Origin of the sequence: Chryseobacterium takakiae (assembly GCF_900129385.1) — a bacterium.
GTDB classification, from domain to species: Bacteria; Bacteroidota; Bacteroidia; order Flavobacteriales; family Weeksellaceae; genus Chryseobacterium; species Chryseobacterium takakiae.
The window spans coordinates 110,232-125,428 of the sequence record NZ_FQVO01000004.1; the positions used below are offsets into that span (position 1 = coordinate 110,232).

General features: G+C 34.9%; 11 protein-coding genes. 7 read left to right on the plus strand and 4 right to left on the minus strand.

Annotated elements, in window-relative coordinates:
- Positions 1-1,143 (minus strand): zinc-dependent alcohol dehydrogenase, encoded by a 1,143-nt coding sequence (locus BUA76_RS07140; RefSeq protein ID WP_228408471.1) that lies wholly within the window; start codon positions 1,141-1,143, stop codon positions 1-3.
- A gap of 136 nt (positions 1,144-1,279) precedes the next feature.
- Here BUA76_RS07140 and BUA76_RS07145 point away from each other — a divergent pair, with 136 nt between their 5' ends.
- The 3 genes from BUA76_RS07145 (at position 1,280) to BUA76_RS07155 (ending at position 5,816) form a co-directional block, all read left to right on the plus strand.
- Positions 1,280-1,501 carry a hypothetical protein gene (locus tag BUA76_RS07145; RefSeq protein WP_072884114.1) on the plus strand — a complete coding sequence of 74 codons (222 nt, stop codon included), beginning with the start codon at positions 1,280-1,282 and terminating at the stop codon, positions 1,499-1,501.
- Between the two features lie 375 nt (positions 1,502-1,876).
- The gene (locus BUA76_RS07150; RefSeq protein ID WP_072884115.1) at positions 1,877-3,931 is read left to right on the plus strand and encodes an AAA family ATPase; all 2,055 of its coding nucleotides are present in this window, start codon (positions 1,877-1,879) and stop codon (positions 3,929-3,931) included.
- A 1-nt stretch (position 3,932) separates the two neighbouring features.
- Positions 3,933-5,816, plus strand: a complete 1,884-nt coding sequence (locus BUA76_RS07155) for a UvrD-helicase domain-containing protein (protein WP_072884116.1) — start codon at positions 3,933-3,935, stop codon at positions 5,814-5,816.
- A 56-nt stretch (positions 5,817-5,872) separates the two neighbouring features.
- On the opposite strand, the gene BUA76_RS07160 is transcribed toward BUA76_RS07155, so the two are convergent.
- From BUA76_RS07160 to BUA76_RS07170, 3 genes are all read right to left on the minus strand, one after another.
- Entirely contained in the window at positions 5,873-6,391 is a 519-nt protein-coding gene (locus BUA76_RS07160) for a DUF2911 domain-containing protein (RefSeq protein WP_072884118.1), read from the minus strand.
- 1,112 nt (positions 6,392-7,503) lie between these two features.
- Complete coding sequence (locus BUA76_RS07165) at positions 7,504-9,195, minus strand: sodium:solute symporter family protein (protein WP_072884119.1); 1,692 nt, start codon at positions 9,193-9,195, stop codon at positions 7,504-7,506.
- A 100-nt stretch (positions 9,196-9,295) separates the two neighbouring features.
- Positions 9,296-11,797: a PIG-L family deacetylase gene (locus tag BUA76_RS07170; RefSeq protein ID WP_072884120.1), complete on the minus strand. Its 2,502-nt coding sequence runs from the start codon at positions 11,795-11,797 to the stop codon at positions 9,296-9,298.
- Positions 11,798-12,404: 607 nt separating this feature from the next.
- Between BUA76_RS07170 and BUA76_RS07175 the strand changes: the two genes are divergently transcribed.
- The 4 genes from BUA76_RS07175 (at position 12,405) to BUA76_RS07185 (ending at position 15,112) form a co-directional block, all read left to right on the plus strand.
- Positions 12,405-12,764 (plus strand): DUF7674 family protein, encoded by a 360-nt coding sequence (locus BUA76_RS07175; RefSeq protein ID WP_072884121.1) that lies wholly within the window; start codon positions 12,405-12,407, stop codon positions 12,762-12,764.
- 12 nt (positions 12,765-12,776) lie between these two features.
- Positions 12,777-12,911, plus strand: coding sequence for a hypothetical protein (locus BUA76_RS19450; protein WP_262484270.1), 135 nt, complete (start codon positions 12,777-12,779; stop codon positions 12,909-12,911).
- Positions 12,912-13,125: 214 nt separating this feature from the next.
- Positions 13,126-14,472, plus strand: a complete 1,347-nt coding sequence (locus BUA76_RS07180; protein WP_072884122.1) for a sigma-54-dependent transcriptional regulator — start codon at positions 13,126-13,128, stop codon at positions 14,470-14,472.
- Between the two features lie 562 nt (positions 14,473-15,034).
- Entirely contained in the window at positions 15,035-15,112 is a 78-nt protein-coding gene (locus BUA76_RS07185) for a potassium-transporting ATPase subunit F (protein ID WP_072884257.1), read from the plus strand.
- The last annotated feature ends 85 nt before the right edge of the window (positions 15,113-15,197 follow it).

Sequence of the window (15,197 nt, forward strand, 5' to 3'; positions counted from 1 at the left end):
TTAAGCAGTTGGCGGAATAAGCACGGTCTTGATACATCCGTCAAGCTTTCTTGAAAATATATGATATGCATCCGCTACTTCTTCCAGCGGAACACGGTGGGTAATAATCGCTTTCGGATTGAGAACTCCGTTTTTTACGTGCTCAATCAGCTTTGGCAGGTTGCGTTTCACCGCAGCCTGGTTAGCACGGATCGTGATCCCTTTATTCACTACATTTCCTATCGGAACCAAAGCATCCGTAGGACCGTAAACGCCCACAATAGAAACAATTCCTCCTTTTTTTACAGAATTAATGGCCCAATGGAGCGCCGTTGTAGAACCACCCTGCAAAAGCAGCTTTGTTCCCATGATCGTATTCATAAGATTTCCTTTCGCCTCGCAGCCTACCGCATCGATGCAGACATCCGCACCCAGAGAATCGGTTTGTGTTTTTATAAAAACCACCGGATCGCCGATACTGTTAAAATTATAAGCTTCACATTGGGCATATTTCGCCACGAAATCAAGCCTGTATTCCAGCTCGTCGATCACGATTACTCTTCCTGCTCCGAAAAGCCATGCCGATTTAGCCGCCATAATACCGATTGGCCCGGCTCCGAAAACCACTACTGTGTCGCCTTTCTGAATTCCTGCCATTTCCGCCGCCTGATATCCTGTCGGTACGACATCGGTAAGAAGTACGGCATCGTCGGGATCCATCCAGTCGGGAATGACGGTTGGGCCTACATCTGCGTAAGGAACGCGGGCGTATTCTGCCTGTCCGCCCTGATAGCCTCCGGCGGTGTGGGAATACCCAAAAATACCGCCTACTGCGGTGGCCATCGGATTAGATTCATGGCAATTGCCGTACAGCTCCTGCTTGCAAAAGGCACACTTACCACAGGAAATGTTAAAAGGGACCATCACTTTATCGCCCACTTTCAGATTCTGTACGGAAGAGCCGATTTCAACGACTTCTCCGATAAACTCATGACCAAAAGTCGTTCCTGTACGAGTATCGGGAACCAGTCCGTGATAAAGATGCAGATCCGAACCGCAGATGCAGGATCTCAATACCTTCACAATAGCGTCTTCAGGATGTTCTATTTTCGGTTCGGGCATATTATGGTCTGCCCGTACGCGGAAGGGTCCGCGAAAATTCATTGCTAACATATTATATTTTTTTATTGGTGTTGCAGTACTTACAGCAAAACAGAGACCGCCATTACGGTTTTACCATAATTATGACCCTGTGTGGTATCTAAAGTTTTTTGAAAAATGAAATGGTAATGAGCAGATTATGAAAATTGCAAATAGAAAGATCGTTGAATTTATACGGGATAAATGGATTGTTCCTATGAACAATAACAGTCAATTTGCTAACGAAAATAATATTGACGAAAAGACGGGAAGAAGAATTTGGGAAGATGAAAATTATCAAAATAGTTTAATTACCATCATGAGAATTTGTGAAGCCCAGAATATTAAATTGTCTAAATTCTTTGAAATGGCTGGGCTTTAAAAGAAATAAATATTAAGAATCCTGACGAGAGTTGGGATTTTTTGTTTAACTATTTCAGACCAGTACTTAAAATTTCAGGGGAAATACTGAACAAGAAATTGTGGTGCTTTTTTATTTTTATTATTTACGGAAAACAGTAACAATACAGAATTAAAATGTACTAAATTTAACCATTTAACAAAGATATAACTTATATAGTAATTATGATTAAGCTTAATATATTTTTAACATAAATTTACAAAACAGCAAAATTAAAATTCTTAATATTTTAACATCAAGAAATAACTAATTTAAAGAAAGTAATTACTAGTTGATTATTTCATGTCCAAATATAATCTAACTAAAAATATTTCAATCAAAAACTAATAAACTCGGATGAGAATTAAACAATTACAAATCAAAAATTTCAGACTTTTAGAAAATCTGTCAGTTAACATTGAAGATGATATAACTCTTATAGTCGGTAAAAATAACACCGGAAAAACTTCTTTATTTGAAGTTATAAATATTTTCACAAAAAGTTCCCAAGAAATCTCTTTTGAGGATTTCTCGTTAAATACAATCGTCAAATTTAAAAGGGTAATTGATTTCATAAATAAAATTAATTTCGATGAAATTTCCGAAAAAAGAAAAGAGTTTTTTGAAAAAATAATTCAAAATCAAACTCCAAAAGTTCAATTATATATAGAATTTGAATATGATGTAGAAAGTGATTCCCTAATTAACTTGAGTGAATTTATCACAGATTTAGATGAAAAGAGAAACGATGCAACTATTTTAGTAAGTTTCGAATCTCTAAATTCACTGGGAATATACTCATCATTTTTAAATAGAGAGAAAAAAGAAGTTGACTTGATTTCTTGGTTAAAGGAAAATATTAAAAAATATTATCAACTTAAATGTTATGCTATTGACAAAGATTCTGATTTTAAAAAAGAAATAGAGATAAATTTTAAATCGAAGATCGAAAAAATTGTTTCCTTTGAAGATGTAAAAGCTTCAAGAACTTTAGACGATACTAAGTCTGATAAAAATAAAACATTAGCAACTGGGTTTTCCCATTATTATAGGGAGAGAGATAAAACTAAAGAGGACGTTAAAACACTTGAAGAAACTTTAAAAAAAGTATCTGTTGACTTAAAAAATGAGTACGAGAAAGTTCTTAATGATGTTATTGTCGATTTGAATCATTTTGGAGCTTCTACACCGATAACAATACCTCAGATTGAGATTGATTCAGAGTTTAATTCAGAAGCTGTAATCAAAAATAATATTAAATATTATTATAAACATGATAATGTTAACTTACCTGAAAGTTATAATGGATTAGGTTATAGTAATCTTATTTTCATGGTTTTGGAGCTGACTAGCTTTATTGAAAGATTCAAAAATTCAAGCGAAGAAAAAAAATCTGAATTCCTAACTATTTTAATTGAAGAACCGGAAGCACACATGCATCCGCAAATGCAACAGGTTTTTATTAAGCAAATTACAAAAAAAATTAATGATGCTAAGTTAAATGGTATCTATATCCAGCTTATAATTACAACACATTCATCTCATATTATAGCGGAAGCTGGGATTGATCTCAATAAAGGTTTTGACAGAATCAGGTACTTTAATAAAATCAATGGAAATCTTGAGGTCAATGACTTTAACAACTTCAAACATAAAAAGAGTGATACTGAAACATTTCGCTTTTTGAAACAATATCTTAATCTCCACAAGTGTGATATTTTCTTTGCGGACAAAGTTATCATGGTAGAAGGTATAACCGAGAAAATGCTTTTACCAATAATGATTAACAAAGTCGCGCCTGACTTAAACAAACATTACATTTCTATTTTGGAGGTTGGTGGAGCATATACTCACAAGTTCAAAGAATTACTGAATTTTATAAAGGTAAAAACATTAGTGATAACAGATATTGATTCTGTTCAAATAGAAAATAACAGAAAGGCTTGTAGAGTGGCTACTCCAGATTCTGTAACATCCAATGCTACTTTGAAAAATTGGCTGCCTAAAAAAACTACGATTGCAGATTTAATTTCAACAGAAGTGAAGGACAAGTTTGAAGGAAAATTTATTCGGGTATGTTATCAGATTTCTGAAAATGCCGAAAATTTATATATAGCCAGAAGTTTAGAAGAAGCTATTATTAATAGGAATTTAGTTTTTTTCAAAGGTAAATTTAAAGATTTAAATACGGAAAATCTCGAGATAGAAGTTGAAGTAAAATCGAAATTCGAATTACTAAAAAAAATAGATTTTGAAGACGGATTGGATTTGTATGAGTTATCTCCAAAAAAAGAGGAAAAATCACAATTTGCCTTTGATTTAATGACCTTTAAATCTGGAATTGAAGATTTAAGCTGGGATGTTCCAAAATATATTGAGGAAGGTTTAGAATGGTTAGCAAAAGACGAATAATATGACAGCAATCGAACAAATTATAAAGAATATTGATAGTGGAAAAAGCTTTGTATTGGAAGCTGGTGCTGGTTCAGGGAAAACTTACACTCTAATCCAAACACTGAATTATTTAATTGAGAACAAGGGTAAGGATTTAAAATACAACCATCAAAAGATTATTTGTATTACTTATACTAATGTTGCAAAAAATGAGATTATCGAACGACTTGAAAATCACCCACTAGTTTTAGTCTCTACTATTCACGAATTTCTTTGGGAATGCATAAAATCCTACGAGAAACAATTAAAAATTGAATTATGTAAATTAAATGAGATTCGATATAAAGCAGACATAGATTTAGGCAAAGAATCAAGATATATTGAGAATTTAGTAGAAAGGTTAAATGGAATCGATTCAGTTGTTTATAACGACACAGCATTTAGAGATTTTGAAAAGGGGCAACTTCACCACGATGATGTTATTGTTTTATCAAAAATGATGTTTCAAAGTTACCCTTTACTAACAAATATTTTATCACAAAAATTTCCCTACTTACTTATTGATGAATATCAAGATACCGCACCAGAAACAATAAATGCACTCATAGATTCATTACTTGAAAATAATAAAGCTAAGATTGTCATAGGATTTTATGGTGATTCTCATCAAAAAATTTACAATAATGGCGTAGGCGATTTAACAAAATACTATATTAATTCTGATGATCAAAAGCTGCACATTGTAAAAAAGGAAGAAAACTATCGATCTTCAAAAGCAGTGGTAAATCTTTTAAATAACTTCAGAACGAATATAAAACAACATGCTCAAACTGAATTACAAGGAAGTGTAAAATTTATCTATTGTGAATACAGGCCAATAAAAACTAGAATTAATAGAAATAATCGAGAAGTAGAAGATGAAAATAAAACTGCCTATAATAGAGAAATTAATTTACAAAAAAATTTAAATTTTGATAAAATTGTAACCATTTTAAAAACTAAAAATTGGGTTTTTGATCATTTAGACAATAAAAAAAATGACAAAATTTTAGTTTTAGTAAACAGTGCTGTTGCAAAAAGAAATGGTTTTTCTGGTTTATACAGAATTTATAGTAAAAGATATACTATACGTGTTGGTGATGAATTAAATAAAAGGAAAAATGCACTAATTCAATATTTTGTAGGTTATACGGATAAAAAAACATCACAGGAAAGAGAAACAGGAGTAGAACATCTGATAAAATTCTGGAAGGATTCTAATTATAATGAAGTATTACGTTTTCTAAAAAGGAATAGCTCGCTATTCGATAATGTTTATTTGGAACATAAACATAAAAAAATCATAACTGACATTTTAAATAATTTAATGATAATTAGAGATACTAAATCTGTGAAAGAAGTTATGGAGTTTGTTGACAGTAAAAAATTAATACGAAAATCTGATACTTTAAAAAAATTCTTTGATCAAATTAATTCTGATTTTAATGAATTAGATGAAGGACCAGAGAAAACTAAGCTAACTAATAATAAAACTTTGTATGATTCATTGATGGAGCTGCAATACAAAGAAATAATTAACTTCTTTGAATTCACTCAAAATCATACTGTGTTTTCAACAAAGCATGGAACAAAAGGTGAAGAATATAGAAATGTACTAACAGTTATTGATGACAAAGACTGGGTTAATGAAGTTGAAGGATACAATTTTGAAGGTTTTTTTTCTGATACCGATATTAATACCGCAAGAAAATTAAGAACTCGAAATCTTTTTTATGTCGAGTGTTCAAGAGCAAAAGAAAATCTTGTTGTTTTAGCACTTTCTCCAATGGGAGAAATGGCTTTGCATAATGTTAGAAAATGGTTTGGGAATAGTAATGTTATGAAAATTGATGATTTTAAATAACATAACAACCATAAAAAATCCCGGCCAAACCGGGATTTCAAATTTCATATTCAAGCTTACTTTACCTCCACAGGAACCGAGATCTGATCCCAATCCATGGTAAATCCGTTTTTGTTGATCTTGTAGACCAACGCTTCCTGTTTTGTCTTTAAGGTTTTCGCATTGACATCTACACGCAACGCATCTTTCGCCTGTTCGTATTTGTAAGCGCCCCATTGTTTGGGCTCTTTGTTGAAAACGGCAGTCCACAAACCGCTTTCTTTCGGGATTAAGAAAAAGCTGTATTTTCCGGCAGGCAGTTTTTTACCCTGAACGGTAATGTCTTTGCTTGTTTCAAAAGTCGTCGCTTCATTGGCACCTGCACGCCAAACTTTATCGTAAGGAACCAGGTCGCCCCATATTTTGCGGTCTTTCACAGAAGGACTGCTGTAGTTGATGGTAATGTTGGCATCTTTGATTTTTCCTGTAGCCGTCATTGCAGGACTTGCCGGTTTTTTAGCTTCCTGTGCAAAGGCATTGACAGAAATCGTCATCGCAGCAACAAGAACGGTAGCAGATTTAAAAATTGTTTTCATAACACTTTATTTGTTTGTTTATTTTATGATTATAATTGTTTAAACTTAATTCAGCATTAACCGCAAAAGTTACAAAAGATCATTATCATCCTGTGATTAAAATAGGTAAGCTCTCAAAAGCATAAAAATCGTAGATTTTTTTAGCCATTGCAATCTTTTATAATCACTCATTTTAAATAAAAGTTCAGCTCATCTTTTGTGACTTTGACTGCGCCGAACTTGCGTTTGTGGTTAAATAAACTTTGCTTATTTTTAAATTTAACATTAAGAATTTAAGTTAGTTAAACTGATTCTATTAAGAAATCAATACCTTGATTTTTATTAAGCTTTTTAAGCTAAAGAGGCTTAATCCTTAATGGTAAATTGCGTTTAAATATAAAACTTAAATAGACTTAAAGTCTGTTTAAATATTACTAAATAAACTTTTATAGCTTTTTCTTAATTTTCTAAATTGAATAAACTTTGCTTGTTTTTACATTTAACATTAAGAATTTAAGTTAGTTAAACTGATTCTATTAAGAAATCAATACATTGATTTTTATTAAGTTTTTTAAGCTAAAGAAGCTTAACTTCTTAATGGTAAAAATAAATTATAACTTTAAGCAAGCACTTATTGTCTGCTTACGAATTTACTGCTTTCGGCTTATAAAAAATCACTCATTTTAAATAAAAGTTCAGATCATCTTTTGTGACTTTGACTGCGCCGAACTTGCGTTTGTGGTTAAATAAACTTTGCTTATTTTTAAATTTAACATTAAGAATTTAAGTTAATTAAACTGATTCTATTAAGAAATCAATACCTTGATTTTTATTAAGCTTTTTAAGCTAAAGAGGCTTAATCCTTAATGGTAAATTGCGTTTAAATATAAAACTTAAATAGACTTAAAGTCTGTTTAAATATTACTAAATAAAACTTTTATAGCTTTTTCTTAATTTTCTAAATTGAATAAACTTTGCTTATTTTTAAATTTAACATTAAGAATTTAAGTTAGTTAAACTGATTCTATTAAGAAATCAATACATTGATTTTTATTAAGTTTTTTAAGCTAAAGAAGCTTAACTTCTTAATGGTAAAAATAAATTATAACTTTAAGCAAGCTCTTATTGTCCGCTTACGAATTTACTGCTTTCGGCTTATAAAACAATACCCCGACTGCTGAAAATAAAATAACCGCCGCCGCACCGATCACATTGAGCCACAGAAACGAAATAATATCGAACTGATACACGGCAATGACCGTAATTTCTGCTAAGATGGCTGAAATAAATACATTCTGCCCGTCGATTTTTTTATAGTAAAACGCCACGAGGAAAATCCCCAGGATCGGACCGTAGAAAAGGGAACCCAACACATTCACCGCTTCGATGAGCGAACCCATCTGCGTGGCAAACATGGCAACCCCGATGGAAAAAATCCCCCACGCTAATGTATGCAGACGGCTGTACTTCAGTTCGGTTTTCTCGTCCGGAATTTCTTTTTTAAAAATCAGGTGAATATCTTTTACCGAACAGGCCGCCAGAGAATTCAGCGCTGCCGAAATAGAACCCCAGCTCGCCAGGAAAATCACCGCAAACAGCAACCCAATCATTCCGACAGGCAACGTATTTTTCACGAAATACAGGAAAATATAATTGGTATCCGTTTTCTCGGCATTAAAATTTGAGCTGTTGATCGCTTCCTCTACCCTTCCGTGCAGTGCTTTTACCTGAGCCTGCGTATTTTTAAAATCCTGAATCTTTGCTTCCAGCTGTGGAGCATTTGTTTCTTTCAGCTTCAGAATTTCCTTCGATTCCGAATTAAATTTTGCCTGCAAATCCTGATGCTCTTTTTCGAATACCTCAGCTTTTTCAGGTTGATTTTCTTTTAAATGCTGATAAGATCTTTCGTTAAAATAAATCGGAGCCGGTTTCAGGGAAAAGAAAGCGAAAAGCAAAGCCCCGATCAGAAGAATGGCAAACTGCATCGGGATTTTAACCAAACCGTTCAGCAGTAATCCCATTTTGGCATTGGTGTTATCTTTCGCCGTAATATACCTTCCCACCTGACTCTGGTCGGTCCCGAAATAAGAAAGTGCCAGGAAAAATCCGCCAATGATTCCGCTCCAGATGTTGTATTTGTCTTTCCAGTCGAATTCTGTGGTGATGACATTCAGCTTTCCTGATTTCCCGGCAAGGTAAAGCGCATCTTTTAGACCGATTCCGTTCGGCATATTCTGAATAAGCAGATACCCTGCAAAAGCCATGGTTCCCAAAATAATGAGAAACTGTAATTTCTGGGTGTGCGCAATCGCTTTTGCTCCGCCAATATAGGTGTAGATCAATAAAATTCCGCCCGTTAAAACATTGGTTAAATAAATATTCCAGTTTAACACGCTGGATAAGATGATACTCGGCGCATAAATGCTGATTCCTGTAGACAACCCTCTGGAAAAAAGGAAAAGCAGTGAAGTAAGCACTCTTGTTTTTTTATCAAAACGGTTTTCCAGATATTCGTAAGCCGTATACACATTCAACCGCTGAAAAATCGGGATGAAGGTAATGCAGATCACAATCATCGCCAAAGGCAGCCCGAAGTAGTACTGCACGAAACGCATTCCATCCGTATACGCCTGTCCCGGCGCCGAAAGAAAGGTAATCGCACTTGCCTGTGTTGCCATAATCCCGATGAGCACAATGTACCACGGCATTTTATTATCTGCTTTGAGATAAGATGCATTGCTTTTTTGTCCACGCCCGATAAAAACGCCGTAAACAACCACCGCAACCAAAGTAAATATAAGAACTGTCCAATCGATCGTACTCATGCCCAGAATTTAGTAAACCAATAATACAATACGATCTGCAATACTAAAGCAAATGCTAATAACAGATACCAGATCTTCCAATTTTTAAGTTGCTTACTCATCAGTTTTTCTGTGCAGATAAAAAGTTTAAAAATAATCTTGCGGCGCCTACATTTCCGGCAGGCAGCTGTCGGAAAAACGCCAGCGGTGTATAAATAAAATTGCCCTTTCCGTACTTTGCATATAATGTTGAACCTTTGAGCGGCTCTTCACCTGTGTCGTGCATTTCGAAAAGCGGTTCATACGCCGCATCCCATTGATCCGGAAAATAAGCACCACGTTCCTGTACCCAGCCGTTGAAATCATTTTGCGTAATTTTATTCGGGAAATTCAGCAATTTATGATTCGGGTTTAAAAAGCTAACGTCAGCATTTTCTTCGGTAACGCGCTTATTGGCAATACGGAAATTATATATTCCCAACTGATCAACGGTTACATCCTGATTGGTGTTATACTGCATCACCAGATTGCCTCCGGCTTTCACATAAGCCCATAAAAAAGGCATCCATCTGCCCAGATTTTTCTCTGTGTTATTGGCACGCACCCCCATTACAATGGCATCATATTGCGACAGCTTATTTTGAGTACCGCTTCCGGATTCATCTGCTTTGCCGTAAAAATCTTCGTCTTTTAAAACCTCAACCTGAATGCCTGCCATACGAAGGAACTCAGGAATAAAATCTCCCGCACCTTCAATATAACCGACTTTTTTAACATTCAACTGAATATCACCTTTCATTATGGTTACTGACGCTGGTGCAAAATATTGCAGGGAAGGTAAATGCGGATACTGAATTAACACCTGTTTTTTATTATAAGGTCTTCCATCGACAACAAAATCAGCATCCAATTGCAGTCGATTGGATGGTATTGAAGCCAGCTTCGTTTTGGCAATTGTATAATCTACAGTAACATATTTTCCATTGAACGATTGCAGATCACCGCCGCTTAAGCGTTCTCCGTTATACATCAGGTTTACTTTACCATTGCGGAACGGTCTGTCTGAATTTACTTTAACCTGTAAACTTACCTTTAAATCTTCATTCTCTTTAACCAGGTAAAGCGGTTGTATAAATTTTACTTCCAATGCCGGAACAATACGCAAAGGTTCCACCACATCACCACGAACCGGATCTAATTTTTTGAAAGATAAAGGCAGCTTCACCTGAAATTTTTCCGAACCGATTTTTAAATCCAACAAAACATTCAGTGGTGATTCTGTTTCAGGCAAACCAATTAATGTATCATTCGGAACAGAGAACGTTGCTGCGTTCACAGCCGGTTTTGCCAGCCAGTAAGGCTCTGTAAGAGCTGCATCTTCAGGAATCTGAATATCATGCTGAATGATAATTAATGAATCTTTTGAAAGTTTCCTGTTAATGTTTTCTGATGTATTGAGCCATTTTACGTTTTCTAAAACGACAGGATTTTCAGCTCTTGAAATTACATTTAACCTGAAATTATATTGATTTCCGGCAACCGCTTCAGGCTGATTGGTAATCATCTCGCCCATAAAACCGGCACAGCTTAGAATAATCTGATCAAGAGATTTAATTTTATCCTTTTTCAAGTCAGAATCCTTTAATGCCATTACCTTTTTTCTCAATGCAAGCAAAGCAGGCAAACTGTTTTCGGGATGATTGAAATTAAAATCAGAAATAATTTTATCTAAGGATTGGTCTATATCCGGGCTTCCTTCTTGAGTCCAGGTTTTACTGATTCCGTCAAAAAGATTTGCTTTGGCAGGCTCACCGGCAACGTGGGAAAAATATTCCGTTTTAACTCCGGCTACAGATTGTGTTCCGGCGCCCTGGCTTTTGTGCAGGCTTCTGCTGATTCCGGCCAGCTCACCATAGCCCATTCCCAGTTGTGGATCATATTGCCCGACCGTGATTTTCAGCTGATTTTCAGCAGTGGTATTCACAGAACCAAACCGGAACGTATTCCACAATATGCGTTTGGGCTGCCATACTTTAAGATATTTTAGCTGATTCGGGAAAGCCGTTTTATCTCCTGCCAGTTGAAAAGCTTTTTCCGCAACTACCGCCGAAGCCGCATGCTGTCCGTGGCCCGCTGCAGCCGTAGGCGGAAAACGACAGATGATCACATCGGGACGGAATTTACGGATTACCCACACTACATCAGCGATAATGCTGTTTTCGTCCCATTGTTTAAAAGTATCGGTAGTATTTTTGGAAAAGCCAAAATCAATCGCGCGGGTAAAAAACTGTTGGGCGCCATCTAATTTTCTTGCCTCTAATAATTCATGTGTTCTGATTAAGCCTAATGCAGCACCCTGCTCGGTTCCTAATAAATTCTGGCCGCCATCACCTCTTGTTAAAGACAAATAGCCTGTTTCTAAATTTTGATCGTTAACTAGCCATGACAGCAGCCCTGTGTTTTCATCATCGGGATGAGCCGCTAGGTATAACACTTTAGGCAGGTTTTTGAGTGTTTTGAGTTCACGATAGATTTCAGATGATTTTAAAGGTCGAACCTGTTGAGCCGAACAGAAAACCGTATAAAAGCTAATAATAAATAGTGTAAAAACTTTTTTGAACATTTGAATGGGCTTTGCAGGGCAAATATAAGTAAATCGTTTTTCTTTAAAATTAAACAATAAATATAGCATAAAAATGCAATTATCATGCTTAATCAACTCACCGAATTCTTAAAGAAACTAATATTAAACTCTACCATCATAATCCACGATTTTGAGTAAAATTCTCAATATCATGGTTTTTTATGCCTTTCAATGAACTGTTTGTGGTGGCTTCATCGCGCTTTTTTAATAGGTGTAAACATCCAACCACAACATCTTAACAGTATTGATCATTCTTAAATGAATTAGATAAATTGACGGCAATCATATAGTAAAAGCTTATTTTCCAATATATTGCTAATAATTTTATAGTATTTTATGTGTGTTTAAATCCCTTATGAACTCAGTGTAAGGGATTTTTAAATAATTGCAGTAACAAAATCTTTATTGTATGATACAGTATATTTTTTATTTCATAACAACATATCTCTTTCAGAATACTATTAATACCCTTTCAATTTGATATATTTTTTAGTTAAAAAATAAAAACATAAATACACAAAACTCTCATTTGCAATCAATTAAAAGAAAAAGGAACAGATCTTGGCATACCTTTTTAAAAAAAATTATGAATTATCAGGATGCCATTGCAGAGATCAGTCTTGCGCTTCCTTCTTGTAAAGAAGAATTTAAATCCGTGTATAAAGCGAATAATTCTTTTGTGGTAATCAGTACTTTTACACGGCAGATCAGAAATACAATTCAGGATCAAAATCAAAAAGTACTTACAAACGCGCTACAAAAGATGAATGAATTATATGACAAAGGAGATGCATCTCTTAAAATTGCCATAGAAAATGTATTTGTCTATGCCCTGGACAGTATAACTTTCAACTGTGGAAGTGAGAAACGAAAATTAATTTTTTCACTGCTTTCGGACGGTATCAATAATAGATACTTACAGCAGGTTTATAAATCAGGGCTATGAAAAAGTAAGGCTATGAAAATCAGGAAAAAAGGAAGCTGGGAACAATGGAGAAAAATTTCCCAAGTACATAAAAGAGAAGTATATTTCATCCATATTATTGTAATTGCGGGTGTTTTTATAGCAGCGGTAATTCTGGAATATCTGTAGCTATATCTTTGTTAAGTGCCACATAGAGAAATTTAAGATAAAAAGGATATAGAAATAATTACTTTATATAAATCATGTTTTAATTGTTGCTGAACAGCAGTTCTTTAATTGAGAACTGCTGATTTTGCCTATCATATGGTTATTAAAGCATCAAGAGTATTTAACTTTCAACCATTAAAAAGATAATTTTAAATTTGTAAATAAAATAACAGCAGTGAGTAAGATACTGGTCATCGACGATGAAGAAAAAATAAGAACCCTCCTATCCAAAATTCTGAGCCTAGAAGGATATGAAGTGTTCCAGGCTTCAGATCTCAAAAATGCAATGAAAAGACTCGAGTTTAGTGAGATCGATGTTGCCGTATGTGATGTAAAGCTTCCGGACGGCAGCGGCGTGGATTTTGTGAAAAAAGTAAAAGAAAAATATCCGTCGCTGGAAATTATTCTCTTAACGGCTTACGGCAATATTCAGGATGGTGTTCAGGCCATTAAAAACGGGGCTTTTGATTATATTACAAAAGGCGACGACAATAATAAGATCATTCCTCTGGTCTATAAAGCACTGGAAAAAGTTTCTCTCAATAAAAGAATTTCCCAGCTCGAAAAACAGCTGGGTAACAAACATTCATTTGAATCGATTGTAGGACATTCAAAAAAAATAAAATCTGCAATAGAATCTGCTAAAAAAGTAGCGACCACCGATGCGACGGTATTGCTTACCGGTGAAACAGGAACCGGAAAAGAAGTTTTTGCCAACGCCATTCATAATGCAAGCAACCGTACCAAGTATAATTTTATTGCCGTAAACTGCTCCGCATTCAGCAAAGAACTATTGGAGAATGAACTCTTTGGCCACAAAGCAGGAGCCTTTACCGGAGCAGTAAAAGATTCAAAAGGAATTTTTGAAGAGGCCGATAAAGGGACCGTTTTCCTGGATGAGATTGGTGAAATGCCTCTGGATCTTCAGGCTAAATTATTACGTGTTCTGGAATCCGGAGAGTTTTTAAAAGTAGGAGACAGCAAAACCACGAAAATCAACGTAAGGATTATCGCAGCAACCAACCGTGATCTCGAAAAGGAAATTGAAAACGGAAACTTCAGAGAAGATCTTTTTTACCGGATCAATATTTTTACCGTGCATCTTCCGCCGCTTCGGGAAAGAGTGAATGATATCGAAGATCTTACGTACAGCTTTTTGAAGAACTTTTCTTTAAAAACCGGCAAAAAAATATCCGGCTTTTCAAAAGAGTACGGAGAAGCTCTGAAAAAACATCCCTGGAAAGGAAACATCCGTGAACTCCGCAATGTCATAGAAAGAAGCACTATTCTTACCGATGGAGATGAACTTCAGGCAGAATCGCTCCCTCAGGATTTTCAATATGACCAGGAAATCAATGTAAAAGGTAAAATACTTTCGGCTTTTGAGCTGGCAGGTGCAGAAAAAATTCATATCCAAAAAGTGCTGAACTATGCGAATGGAAACAAAACCAAAACGGCAGAACTTTTAGGCATCGCGCTTACCACATTATACAGGAAAATAGAAGAATATCAGATTAAGTAGGGGGAAGAAGTAAGAGGTAAGAGGTGAGAGGTAAGAGGTGAGAGGTGAGAGGTGAGAAGTGAGAAGTGAGGGATGAAATGGAAGACGCAATAAATATTGTAGCGAATTTCACCGTATCACCTCTTACTTTTCACTTTTCACTTCTCACCTCTCACTTCTCACCTCTCACTTCTCACTTTAATTACCACTTCTCACCCAAATAAAACCGTTTCATAATAACAGCATTAACCCTTTCAAAATGAAAGGGTTTTCTGTTGTTTAGAATCTACATTAAATTTTAATATACTAAAAATCAATATTTTACATATTAAAATCTCAACTGGACCGGCATTTGAAAATACTATGGCATAACAATAATTGTTTCGTTATGCAAAAATGGAAAATCAGAGTGTACAGGAAACTTCAATCCTGGCATTTATTAGCAATCTTCTACGGCCTTTTGGTCTGTTTCGCAATTACATACAGAATTTTTAATCAATAACAACATGACACTTGTATTAACCATCGCGGGTATTGTACTTTTTGTACTCTTTTTTCTAACCGTAAAATATTTTGAAAAAATATGACTGCATTATTTATCATCGCCATCGCCGTATTTGTCTACATATGCTACGTCCTGGTGAAACCGGAAAAATTTTAAAACCGGTAAAAAGTGAAAGGTGAAAAGTGAGACGTCCTCTGATGCTTTTATTACAGCTAATCACAACTTACCTATTATTTACAAC

Bases quoted from the DNA above. Each gene is read 5' to 3' on its own strand.
- BUA76_RS07140 (WP_228408471.1), bottom strand. From the start codon at position 1,143: ATGAATTTTCGCGGACCCTTCCGCGTACGGGCAGACCATAATATGCCC.
- BUA76_RS07145 (WP_072884114.1), top strand. From the start codon at position 1,280: ATGAAAATTGCAAATAGAAAGATCGTTGAATTTATACGGGATAAATGG.
- BUA76_RS07150 (WP_072884115.1), top strand. From the start codon at position 1,877: ATGAGAATTAAACAATTACAAATCAAAAATTTCAGACTTTTAGAAAAT.
- BUA76_RS07155 (WP_072884116.1), top strand. From the start codon at position 3,933: ATGACAGCAATCGAACAAATTATAAAGAATATTGATAGTGGAAAAAGC.
- BUA76_RS07160 (WP_072884118.1), bottom strand. From the start codon at position 6,391: ATGAAAACAATTTTTAAATCTGCTACCGTTCTTGTTGCTGCGATGACG.
- BUA76_RS07165 (WP_072884119.1), bottom strand. From the start codon at position 9,195: ATGAGTACGATCGATTGGACAGTTCTTATATTTACTTTGGTTGCGGTG.
- BUA76_RS07170 (WP_072884120.1), bottom strand. From the start codon at position 11,797: ATGTTCAAAAAAGTTTTTACACTATTTATTATTAGCTTTTATACGGTT.
- BUA76_RS07175 (WP_072884121.1), top strand. From the start codon at position 12,405: ATGAATTATCAGGATGCCATTGCAGAGATCAGTCTTGCGCTTCCTTCT.
- BUA76_RS19450 (WP_262484270.1), top strand. From the start codon at position 12,777: ATGAAAATCAGGAAAAAAGGAAGCTGGGAACAATGGAGAAAAATTTCC.
- BUA76_RS07185 (WP_072884257.1), top strand. From the start codon at position 15,035: ATGACTGCATTATTTATCATCGCCATCGCCGTATTTGTCTACATATGC.